General features: G+C 70.6%; 5 protein-coding genes. 3 read left to right on the forward strand and 2 right to left on the reverse strand.

Translation table 11 applies throughout. From position 1 onward, the window contains the following. Positions 1-35 precede the first annotated feature (35 nt). Together NOCYR_RS03800 and NOCYR_RS03805 are read right to left on the reverse strand one after the other, a co-directional pair. Positions 36-428 carry an SCO5389 family protein gene (locus tag NOCYR_RS03800; protein ID WP_014349034.1) on the reverse strand — a complete coding sequence of 131 codons (393 nt, stop codon included), beginning with the start codon at positions 426-428 and terminating at the stop codon, positions 36-38. A gap of 57 nt (positions 429-485) precedes the next feature. Continuing rightward, positions 486-1,532, reverse strand: a complete 1,047-nt coding sequence (locus tag NOCYR_RS03805; RefSeq protein WP_014349035.1) for an NAD(P)H-dependent flavin oxidoreductase — start codon at positions 1,530-1,532, stop codon at positions 486-488. 230 nt (positions 1,533-1,762) lie between these two features. Here NOCYR_RS03805 and NOCYR_RS30245 point away from each other — a divergent pair, with 230 nt between their 5' ends. From NOCYR_RS30245 to NOCYR_RS03820, 3 genes are all read left to right on the forward strand, one after another. Beyond that, positions 1,763-2,638, forward strand: a complete 876-nt coding sequence (locus NOCYR_RS30245; RefSeq protein ID WP_014349036.1) for a M23 family metallopeptidase — start codon at positions 1,763-1,765, stop codon at positions 2,636-2,638. An 87-nt stretch (positions 2,639-2,725) separates the two neighbouring features. Beyond that, positions 2,726-3,709, forward strand: coding sequence for a LuxR C-terminal-related transcriptional regulator (locus NOCYR_RS03815; RefSeq protein ID WP_014349037.1), 984 nt, complete (start codon positions 2,726-2,728; stop codon positions 3,707-3,709). Positions 3,710-3,904: 195 nt separating this feature from the next. After that, on the forward strand, positions 3,905-11,278 hold the full coding sequence (locus NOCYR_RS03820) for a non-ribosomal peptide synthetase (RefSeq protein ID WP_014349038.1): 7,374 nt from the start codon (positions 3,905-3,907) through the stop codon (positions 11,276-11,278). Positions 11,279-11,281: the final 3 nt, after the last annotated feature.

Below are 11,281 nucleotides of genomic sequence, written 5' to 3' on the forward strand. Positions count from 1 at the left end.
TGTACGGCGCTGGCACACCGTATACACGAGGGCGCCTAGCAGTTACGTAGTTCCGGGCTCTGGTTGAGCAGCTGGGCGCGGGTGCTGATGAACTTGGTGTAGGTCTCGCCGCCGACGGCCGACAGCGGGAACGCCGCCACCCGGTGGCAGTTCTGGAAGGCCAGCTTCACCCCGAAATGCCGTTCCAGGCCACCGCGAATCGCATCGGAGGCCAGGGCGCGCAGCAGTTGACCGCGGGCGACCTCGTCCGGCGGCGGTACCTCGTTGTCGGCGAATTCCGCCGTGCCCTCCTGTAATTCACCGGCCACCCGGCTGACCACTTCCCAGGCGTAGGGCAGGGAGTTCTTGACACATTCGACGAATTCGGCGTCGTCTATTTCGCCGCGTTCGGCGCGTTCGAGCAGTGCGGTGGGGACATCGAGGGACATAGCGCTCTCCTGTCGGTTCGCTGCGATCGGCGACTCGATTCTAAACGAAAGTCGTTGTCAACAAGACTGGATTCGTCGTGAAAGTGCCGACTCCAGCGCGGTTTTCGTCTCGGCAGCCAGCGTGGCGACCAGCTCGGCGGCGGGGAGTTGCCTGGTCAGCGAATGTGCTTGGCCGGCCCAGAGGTTCACCGCGTCGGCGTCACCGGCGGTGCGGGCGGCTGCTCGCAACGGCGCTGTGGCGTAGTGGATCTCCGGGTAGGCGACGGGGGCGCCGGCGGTGTAGTCGGTGAGGAAGCGGTTGCGGACGCCACGGGCGCGTCGTCCGGTGAAGGCGCGGGTCAGCATGGTCGGGGTCGCGGTGCCGACGGCCTCGCGCAGGAGTTGATTGGTGCCGGCCTCGGGGCAGCGCAGGAACGCGGTGCCGACTTGGGCGGCACACGCACCGGCGGCGAGCGCGGCGGCGATGCCCGCGCCGGTGGCCAGGCCGCCCGCCGCGATGACCGGGCGGTCGGTCGCGGCGGTGAGCAGTTGTAGCAGGGTCAGCAGGGCGAGGGGATCGGTGGCGTCGTCGTCGACCCGGTCGACGAAGGTGGCGCGATGGCCGCCCGCCTCGGCGCCCTGGGCGATGAGCACATCGGCGCCCGCCTCGACGGCGATGGCGGCCTCGGCGGGGGCGGTGACCGTCACCCAGACCTCCGAGCCCGCCTTGTGCAGCCTCGCCACCTCGGCCGCGGACGGGCAGCCGAAGGTGAACGTCACGACGGCGACGGGTTCGGCGGTCAGCAGGTCGAGCTTGGCGTCCCAGTCGTCGGTGTCGTGCTTCGGCTCGCCCACCGGGAACCGCGCGCGCAGCCTGTCGAGGTATCCGGCGTACGCGGCGGGCGGGGTCGGCGGGGTGGGGACGAACAGATTCACCCCGAACGGCCGAGTGGTCGCCGCGCGGGTGGCGGCGATGCGTTCGGCGAGGGCGCTCGCGGTGAGGTAGCCGGCGGCCAGTACGCCGAATCCGCCGGCCTCGGCGACCGCAGCGGTGAGTTCGGGAGTGGAGGGTCCGCCCGCCATCGGGGCGAGCACGATCGGTACGTCGATGTCGTCGATGATCACGATCCGAGTCTGCCGCCGTTACCGTTCGCGGGCGCGCCTGACCTGCGATTTTCTGCGCAGACGTGACTGAAACGGCATCGAAGGTTGCGAAATGGTCACGACGGGGTAGAGTTCCCGTCACGACGGATGCCGAAACGTTATTTCGCTCGGTTCCGGCAGATCGTTACTCGAACGGTCGGCACCGGGATCGGCATCCGTGACCATTGTTCATCGGACGCTAGGACGAAGCTTTGCCGCAGCACCGAGTAGGCCCCAGTTCCGTTACCGTCTCCAGCCTCATCGGCGATGGTGCCGCGGGCCGCCCGACGCGGCATCGCGCCGAAGCCGGCCGCGTCGAGCGGGTGAAGGCCGCGGCCACCGCCGCCGTCGCCGCCGGTGCGCTGATCGGCACCGCCTCCCAGATCGCTCCGGCCATCGCCTACGCCTCGCCGCTGCTGCCCGGCTCGCACAACGACAACGACGCCGACCACGACGTCGCGCCCGTCTCCTTCGCCGAGCCCGCCGCCGAAGCGCCCGCCGCCGAGGCCCCCGCCGCGCCCGCGCCGATCGCCGAGGCCGTCACCCCGGTGGCCGCCCCGGTCGCCGCGCCCGCTCCGGTCGCCGCGCCGTTCGGTATCGGCGGTCTGCCGCCGGAGATCGCCGGCCCGCTGGCCCAGGCCGAGCAGGTGCTCAAGGATCTGCAGCAGAAAGTGGCTCCGGCCCCCGCCGTGCGCCCCGTCGCCGGCGCGATCAGCTCCTCGTACGGCAGCCGCTGGGGCGCGATGCACTACGGCATCGACTTCGCCGACGCGCTCGGCGCGCCGATCCACTCGGTCAGCAGCGGCACCGTCGTCGAGGCCGGCCCGGCCTCCGGCTTCGGGCTCTGGGTCCGCATCCTCCAGGACGACGGCACCACCGCCGTCTACGGCCACGTCAACGACATGTTCGTGCAGGCGGGCCAGCGGGTGAACGCCGGTGACGTCATCGCCACCGTCGGCAACCGCGGCCAGTCCACCGGCCCGCACCTGCACCTGGAGATCTGGGATCAGGGCGGCGCCAAGATCGACCCGATTCCGTACCTGGCGTCCAAGGGCGTGCCCATGGAGTGGGGCCCGTCGTCGCACTGATCCGGCCGCGACCCCTTCTCCTGGACAATTGAGACATTGGCGCTTGCCCGGATCTCGGCACCATCGGCCCACCGCGAGGTGCGCCCGATGACCGAATTGGCCGACATATTCGAACCCGGATCGCTGCACGGCCGGCTGTACGCCCTGCTGGTGCACCATCCCCGCTCCCGGCTCGCCGATATCGCCGACCACCTCGACGTCTCCGAGGCGCAGGCGCGTTGCGCGCTGGACCGGCTCTGCGAGGTGCAGGCCGCGGTGCGGCTCACCGACGCCGACGGCACCCCTGTCTGGGACGCGCACGCGCCCGAAGCGCTGTCGGAGGCCGAGGCCCGGCGCCGTCAGCAGGAGATCGCCACCATGCACGCCGCCGCCGCGCGGCTGAGCCAGACCTTCCGCTCCGTGCGCCGCTCACCACGCGGTGCGGGTGCGGTGGTACCGGTGTACGAGCGGCTGGAAATGCTGGCCGATTTCGAAGAACTCCAGGTCAACGCCCGGCGCTCGGTGAAGGTGATCGAACGCGGGCCGTTCCTCAGCGATGTGGAACGCGAGCGCAGGCTGTTCGAACTCAAACAGTCCCGCATCGGTGACGGCATCCGCTACCGCACCCTCTACCAGGACACCATCTATCAAGACGGTGAGCGGCTGCGGCACGCACTGGCCACCAATGCCCGCGGCGCGAGCGCGCGCACGCTGCCCGAGCCGCCGTTCAAACTGATCGTCGCCGACGACGAGCGCGCCAGCCTGGTGCTGCACGCCGACGAACGCCGCTCCGACCCGATGGGCCTGCGCATCACCCGCTCACCCGGGCTGGAACTGCTGGTCAAGACCTTCGACGTGCTGTGGTCGCTGGCCGCGCCGATCTCGGTGCACCCGACCGCCACCGACCTCGACGAGCGCGACCGCGCCATCCTGACGTTGATGGGCCTTGGCGCCACCGACGACACCATCGCCCGCCGGCTCGGCATGTCCCGCCGCACCGTGGTCCGCCGCACCGCCCGGCTGCTTGAGCGCCTCGGCGCCAGCACCCGGTTCCAGGCGGGTGTGCAGGCGATCCGGCGCGGCTGGTTGTGACGAGATTCATCAGAACGGGTACTACTGCAACATCGGATCGGCCGTCCCGATATACCGGGGGCAACCGATGCAGCGGGCGTGGCAATATCGCATGCCCTTATATGATGGCCCGGACCGCGCCGGCCCGGGCTGACGACGCCCTGGATCTGGGGCAGGGCCGGGTTCTGGCTTTACGCGAGAGGTGAATGCACTCGAATGGAAACTGCCCGTCGTTCCGCTCGTGGTAGCCGTCGCCGCCGCTCGGGCAGCCCGCTGTTCGGACAGCTGCTCACCGCGGCGGTCGAATCCTCGGCCACCTCGGTCGCGATCCGGTTCAACCCGACGGGTGAGCCCGCCGACGAGCGCACCCTCACCTATCAGGAACTCGACCAGCAGTCCTCGCAGGTCGCGCGGGAGCTGATCGACCGCGGCGTCGGTCCAGGCGATGTGGTGGCGATCGGGATCGCGCGCAGCCTGGAATCGGTGCTCGCGGTGTGGGCGGTGGCCAAGACCGGCGCCGCCTATGTGCCCGTGGATCCCGGTTATCCGGCCGACCGGATCAATCACATCGTCGCCGATTCCGGCGCCGTCATCGGGCTGACCACCTCGGCGCATCGCCCGGTGCTCGGCACCGGCGTGTACTGGGTGGAACTCGATGATCCGGTGGTGTCCGAGCGCATCGCCAAGCGGCCCAACCATCCGATTTCCTATGCCGACCGGGTGCGTCCGCTCGACGAACGTCATCCGGCCTACGTCATCTACACCTCCGGTTCCACCGGGCGCCCCAAGGGCGTGGTGGTCACCCACTCCGGTCTGGCCGGTCTGGTCGCCGCCGAACGCGAGCACTACGGGGTCACCGAGGATTCGCGGGTGCTGCACGTGTGCTCGCCGAACTTCGACGTCTCGGTGCTGGAGCTGCTGCTCGCCTTCACCTCCGGTGCGACGCTGGTGATCGCGCCGCCGTCGGTGTTCGGCGGGTTCGAGCTGGCCGATCTGCTGCGCCGCGAGCAGGTCACGCACATGCTGATCACCCCGGGCGCGCTGGAATCGGTGGATCCGGCCGGGCTCGATGATCTCGAGGTCGTGGTGGTGGCCGGCGACAAGTTCGGCCCCGAGCTGGTCGGGCGCTGGGCCGGTGAGCACGCCTTCTACAACGGTTACGGCCCCACCGAGGCCACCATCCTCGCCACCAGCACCCCGCAGATGACGCCGGACGGGCCGATCACCATCGGTACCGCCATTCCGGGTGTCGGTGCGTTCGTGCTGGATTCGCGGCTGCGGCCGGTGCCCGCCGGTGTGGTGGGCGAGCTGTACCTGTCGGGTCCGGCGCTGGCCCAGGGCTATCTGGGACGGCCGGGGCTGACCGCCGAGCGCTTCGTGGCCAGCCCCTTCGGGGCCGATACCGGCAACCCGGGCGCCCGGCTGTACCGCACCGGTGACCTGGTGCGTCGCACCGAGACCGGTGGGCCCGACGGGGGCGTCATCGAATATCTGGGCCGCTCGGACTTCCAGGTCAAGATCCGTGGCTTCCGGATCGAACTGGGCGAGATCGACAACGCCCTCACCGCGCATCCGGATATCGACTTCGCCGCGACCCTGGGCAAGACGCTGCCCTCGGGCGCGACGGCGCTGGTGTCGTATGTGCTGCCGCGCGCCGGAACCACCGTCGACACCGGCGAATTGGCCGACTTCATCGGTGAATCGCTGCCCGGCTACATGATTCCGGCGTCGATCATGGTGCTGGACGAGATTCCGCTGACGCCGGTCGGCAAGCTGGACCGGGCCGCGCTGCCCGAACCGGTCTTCGCCGCACGGGCCTTCCGCGCGCCGTCGACGCCGGTGGAGGAGATCGTCGCCGACGTCTTCGCGGCCCTGTTGGTCTCCGGCGACGCCACCCGCGTCGGCGCCGATGACGACTTCTTCGAGCTCGGCGGCAACTCGCTGCTGGCCGCCCAGGCCGCCGCCCGTATCGGTGCGGCGCTCGATGTGCGGGTGCCGGTGCAGTTGCTGTTCGAGGCGACCACCGTCGCCGCGCTGGCCGCGCGGGTGGAACAGCATTCGGGTTCGGCCGCCGGTCGCGCGCTGACCGCCGTCGAGCGCCCGGAACGGATTCCGCTGTCGTACGCCCAGCAGCGGATGTGGTTCCTCAACCGCTTCGATCCCGGCAGCGCGGTCAACAACATCCCGGTGGCCGTGCGGTTGTCGGGCCGGCTGGATGTGGACGCGCTGCGCGCCGCGGTGCGCGATCTGGCCGAACGGCACGAGGTGCTGCGCACGCGCTACCCCGAGGTCGACGGCGAGGGCTACCAGCTGGTGCTCCCGACCGCCGATCCGCGCGCCATCCCGGCCCTGACCGTCGAGCCCGCCACCGAGGCACAGGTGCCCGAACTGGTGGCCGCCGCGGTGACCGCCGGTTTCGACGTCACCGCCGCGCCGCCGGTGCGGTTGCGGCTGCTGGTGCTCAGCGAGACCGAACATGTGCTGATCTGCGTCATCCACCACATCGCCGGTGACGGTTTCTCCATGGGCCCGCTGACCCGCGACCTGATGAGCGCCTATGTGGACCGCACCCGCGGCGGTGCGCCGGAATGGCCGCCGTTGCAGGTGCAGTACGCCGATTTCGCGCTGTGGCAGCGCGAGGTGCTCGGCGCCGAGGACGATCCGGAATCGGTGCTGGCCCAGCAGATCGACTACTGGCGCAAGGAATTGGCCGCGCTGCCCGAGCAGCTGGACTTGCCCGCCGATCGGCCGCGCCCGGCGGTGGCGTCCAACCATGGCGCCACGCTGGCCTTCGAGATCGACGCCGACATCCACGCGGCGCTGACTCGCCTTGCGCACCAGCACAATTCGACGCTGTTCATGGTCGTGCACGCCGCACTCGCCGCGCTGCTGGCCCGTCTGTCGGGTACCAGGGATATCGCCATCGGCACGCCGGTCGCCGGCCGCGGTGAGGCCGCGCTCGACGATCTGATCGGCATGTTCGTCAACACCCTGGTGCTGCGCACCGAGGTGGATCCGGGCGCGAGCTTCGACGAGCTGCTTGCCGCGGTCCGCCACACCGATGTGCGTGCCTTCGGCCACGCCGACGTCCCGTTCGAACGCCTGGTGGAGCTGCTGGACCCGGTGCGCTCGGCCTCCCGGCATCCGCTGTTCCAGGTGATGCTGACCTTCCAGAACCTCGCCCAGACCGAGCTGGAGCTGCCGGGCCTGAAGGTGGCCGGGGTGGATCTGGCGGTGCCGCTGGCGAAGTTCGACCTGCAGTTGGCGCTGGTGGAGAACATCGATCGGCACGGCGCACCGCAGGGCATGTCGGCCGCGTTCACCTATGCCACCGATCTGTTCGACGCCGCCACCGTGCAGGATTTCGCCGACCGGTTCGGCCGCATTCTGGCCGCCGCGGCCGCCGATTCCCGCGCGGTCGTCGGCGACGTGGACGTGCTCGCCCCCGGCGAGCGCGAACTGGTGCTGCACGAATGGAACACCCCGGGTGTCTCGGTTCCCGAGGTGACGCTGGTCGACCTGATCCAGATCCAGGCCCGCAGGCGCCCCGACGCCGACGCCATCCGTTACCAGGACATCACCCTCGGCTTCGGCGAATTGCAGCGCCGCGCCAATCGGGTGGCGCGTGCGCTGATCGCGCAGGGCGCTGGGCCGGAAAACCTGGTGGCCGTGGCCATGCCGCGTACCGAGCAGCTGCCGGTCGCGCTGCTCGGTGTGCTCACCGCGGGCGCGGGCTACCTGCCGATCGACACCACCTACCCGGCCCAGCGGCTCGAGTTCATGCTCGGCGACGCGCGGCCGACCTGCATCCTGACCACCGCCGCCGAGCTGGATTCGGTTCCGGCGGGCGATATTCCGGTGGTGCTGATCGAGGACACCGATCGTTTCGCCGACGCACCGGTCACCGATGCCGACCGGATCGCGCCGCTGCGCCCGGACAACCTCGCTTACGTCATCTACACCTCCGGATCCACCGGCGTGCCCAAGGGTGTCGGCGTCGCGCACCGCAATGTGGTGGAGCTGTTCGCCAACACCCAGCTGATGTTCGAGTTCGACGAATCGGACGTGTGGACGCTGTTCCACTCCTACGCCTTCGACTTCTCGGTGTGGGAGCTGTGGTGCGCGCTGGCCAACGGCGGTGCGGTCGTGGTGGTCGACTATCTCACCTCGCGTTCGCCGGAGCAGTTCCGTGAGTTGCTGATTCGCGAACAGGTGACGGTGCTGAATCAGACGCCGTCGGCGTTCTATCAGCTGGCCGAGGCCGACCGCGCGGTGCATCCCGACGACGAGGGCAAGTTCGCGCTGCGCTACGTGATCTTCGGCGGTGAGGCGCTGGATCTGCGTCAACTGCGCCGCTGGTACGAACGCCACGGCGGCCCGGACTCGGCGGAGAACAGCTCGCCGTGGCTGGTGAACATGTACGGCATCACCGAGACGACGGTGCATGTGTCGTTCCTGTCGGTGGACGAACAGCTGGTGGACAACCCGGCCAGCGTCATCGGGCGGGCGCTGCCCGGCCTGGACGCCTTCGTCCTCGACGACCGTCTGCACCCGGCGCCCGTCGGTGTGGCAGGGGAGATCTATGTGGCCGGCGAACAGCTCTCGCGCGGCTACCTCGGCCGTCCGGGGCTGGCGGCGACCAGGTTCGTGGCCAACCCCTTCGGCGCACCGGGTTCGCGGATGTACCGCACCGGCGATATCGGCCGCTGGGTCGGCTTCGGTGGCCGCGCCAATCTCGAATACGCCGGCCGCAGCGATCAGCAGGTGCAGCTGCGCGGCTTCCGCATCGAACTCGGTGAGATCGAGGCGGCGCTGCAGCGGTGCGCGGGTGTGGGCCAGACCGTGGCGCTGGTGCGTTCCGACGAACACACCGGCGACCGGCTGATCGGCTACGTGGTGCCCGCCGCCGACCGTGCGCCGGGAACCGAACTCGACCCGGTCGCCCTGCGCACCGAGGTCGCCGAATTCCTCACCGGCTACATGGTTCCCGATGCCATCGTGGTGCTCGACGCGCTGCCGCTGACCCCCAACGGCAAGCTCGATCGCCGGGCGCTGCCGGCACCGGAGTTCGTCTCCGGCGCCACCTTCCGCGCCCCGGGCTCGCCGGTCGAGCAGGCCGTGGCCGAGGTGTTCGCCGGTCTGCTCGGCGCCGCCGAAGTCGGCCTCGACGACGATTTCTTCAGTCTCGGCGGCAACTCGCTGCTGGCCACCCGCGCGGTGGCCCGGATCAACGAGGCGCTCGACGCCGGTCTCGCGGTGCGCGAGCTGTTCGAGGCCCCGACGGTCGCCGAACTGGCGGCCCGGATCGAACCGGGCGCCGGTGGCGGTGCCGCGCGGCCGCCGCTCACGCGGGCCGAGCGCATCGACCGGGCGCCGCTGTCGCTGGCCCAGCAGCGGATGTGGGTGCTCAACCAGTTCGATCCGGCCTCACCCGCCTACAACATCCCGCTGGCCATCCGGCTGTCCGGCTCGCTCGATGTGCCCGCGCTGCGGCACGCGGTGGCCGATGTGCTGGAACGGCACGAGACCCTGCGCACCCGCTACCCGGCGGCCGCGGGGGACCAGGTGGCCTATCAGGAGATCCTGCCGGTCAGCGCGGCCATGCCCGGTGGGCTGGAGATGGTGACCACCTCGGATCCGATCAGCCGGATCACCGAGCTGATGTCCACCGGATTCGATGTCACCGAACAGGTTCCGGTGCGCGCGCTGCTGCTCGGCAACGGCGCCGACGAGTACCTGCTCGCGATGGTGGTGCACCACATCGCCGCCGACGGCGCGTCGATGGCGCCGCTGGCCCGTGACCTGATGACCGCCTATCTGGCGCGCCGGGGCGGCAATTCGCCGCGCTGGTCGCCGCTGGAGGTGCAGTACGCCGACTTCGCCATCTGGCAGCGCGCGGTCATCGGCACCGATGACGACGAGAACTCCATCGCCGCCCGGCAGCTGGCGTACTGGCGCGAGCAACTCGCCGGTCTCAGCGGTGAGCTGGAACTGCCGCTGGACCGTCCGCGTCCGGCGATCCCGTCCATGCGCGGCGCCTCGACCGGGTTCGCGCTGTCGGCCGACGTGCACCAGGCGTTGACCCGGATTGCGCGCGAGCACAATTCGACGCTGTTCATGGTCGTGCACGCCGCGTTGGCGGTACTGCTGGCGCGGCTGTCGGGTGATTCGGACGTGGCCGTCGGCACGCCGATCGCCGGACGTGGTGAACGCGCGCTCGACGATCTGGTCGGCATGTTCGTCAACACGCTGGCGCTGCGCACCAAGGTCGAGGCGGGCGGCAGCTTCGCCGCGCTGGTCGACCAGGCCAGGGACACCGATCTGGCGGCGTTCGCGAACTCCGACATCCCGTTCGAACGGGTCGCCGAGGTGGTCGCGCCCGGCCGGGCCACCGCGCACAACCCGCTGTTCGGCACGGTGCTGTCGTTCCAGAACAACGAGCAGCCCAGCCTGGAACTGCCCGGCCTGACGGTAACCGCGCTGGACGCCGGCGCCATCGCCGCGAAGTTCGACCTGCAGGTCAATGTCGATCCGCGCCACGACGCCGACGGCACCACGGGCGAGCTGATCACGGTGCTGACCTACGCCACCGACCTGTTCGACGAATCCACCGCGCAGTCGTTCGGCCGCCGTTTCGAGCGCATCCTGACCGCGGTGGCGGCGGATCCGCAGGTGCGCATCGCCGATATCGACATCCTCGATGCCGCCGAGCGGGAGCGGATGACGGCGCCGCCCGCACCCAAGCCGGTGCAGGCCGAGGTCGCCCCGACCGCCGGTACGGCGCTGAGCCAGACGCTGGCCGCCACCGTCGAGGACGATCCGGACGGCCCGGCGGTCGTCTCCGGTTCCGACGTGTTCACCTACCAGGACCTCGACGCCCAGTCGTCCCGGCTGGCCCGGGTGCTCATCGCCCGCGGCAGCGGCCCGGGCGCGGGTGTCGCGGTGCGGCTGGACCGTGGTGTGGACGCGGCGGTCGCCACCTGGGCGGTGCTCAAGGCCGGTGCCGCGGTGGTGCCGTTCGACGGGATCGGCGCGGCGACAGCGGCGGGCCTGGAGGTCAAGGTCGGTCTCACCGCAGGCGGTGCGCAGGCGGTGGCCGGGATCGACTGGCTGGTGCTCGACGAGACCTCGGTGCGCGCGGAGATCGCCGCGGAATCGCCGCGTCCGGTCACCTACGCCCACCGCACCCGGGCGCTGCGCGGGTCGGATCTGGCCTACGCCGGCGCGGTGTCGGTGAGCTACGACGACCTGGCGGCGGCGTCCGCCCGGTTCGTCGCCGCCGCCGAGCTGACCTTCGAATCGCGGCTGTTCCAGCACGGCGGCGCCGACACGTTCGCGGCGGTGCTCGAGGCCGTCGCGGCGGGCTCGGTGGGCGCCTCGGTGGTGCTGGTGCCGGGGACGGGCACGCTCACCGATGAGCTGGCCGACGAGTGGGTCACCCATGTGCTGACCGACCGCGGCGGGCTCGAGGTCATCGACCCGGGTGCGCTGGAGGATCTGCGCGCGGTCGTCGTCGACGGTGCGGCGGCCTTGCCCGCAGCCTGGTCGGGTGTCGAGACCGTGCTGTCGCTCGCCGATCTGCGCGACTGAGCA

The sequence above is a fragment of the Nocardia cyriacigeorgica GUH-2 genome (assembly GCF_000284035.1).
GTDB classification, from domain to species: domain Bacteria; phylum Actinomycetota; class Actinomycetes; order Mycobacteriales; family Mycobacteriaceae; genus Nocardia; species Nocardia cyriacigeorgica_B.